Source organism: Pseudomonas sp. EA_65y_Pfl1_P113 (assembly GCF_963970525.1).
In the GTDB taxonomy this organism is placed as follows: domain Bacteria; phylum Pseudomonadota; class Gammaproteobacteria; order Pseudomonadales; family Pseudomonadaceae; genus Aquipseudomonas; species Aquipseudomonas tritici.
Window position 1 is genome coordinate 1 of sequence record NZ_CAXAQM010000469.1, and the last position, 477, is coordinate 477.

Genomic DNA, 477 nt, shown 5'->3' on the forward strand with positions numbered 1-477 from the left:
CCAGCCGCAGGGCCTGAAATCCATTCGTGTCGACATCGATCCGGTCGAACTGCGCAAGCCGACCGTCGTGCCCGACATGCCGGTGGTGGCCGATCTGGCCGACCTCATCCCCGCCCTGCTCGCTGCGCCTTATGAGGGGCCAAGCGTACAGCAGCGCGAGTGGCTGGCCTGGTCGCGCGAACGCGTGCGCCGCTTCCCGGCGGTGCTGCCGGAATATCACGCGCATGGCCCCGCCAACCACCCCTATGTGGCAATGGAAAAGCTGTTCGGGGCCCTGGGCCAGGACGATATCGTCGTCACGGGTAACGGCAGTGCGTGCGTGGTCAGCTTCCAGGCCGCCGAGATCAAACGTGGCCAGCGCATCTGGACCAATTCGGGGTGCGCGACGATGGGGTACGATCTCCCCGCCGCGATCGGTGTGTGCACCGCGACGGGTGGCGAACAGCGCGTCATCTGCATCGCGGGCGACGGCAGCAT

Annotated in this window: 1 protein-coding gene; it reads left to right on the forward strand. The window is 67.1% G+C overall.

Annotation, left to right across the window (positions count from 1 at the left end):
* Positions 1 to 477 (forward strand): thiamine pyrophosphate-dependent enzyme (locus AACY52_RS30615; RefSeq protein WP_339561431.1); only part of this gene is annotated, 477 nt, incomplete at both ends.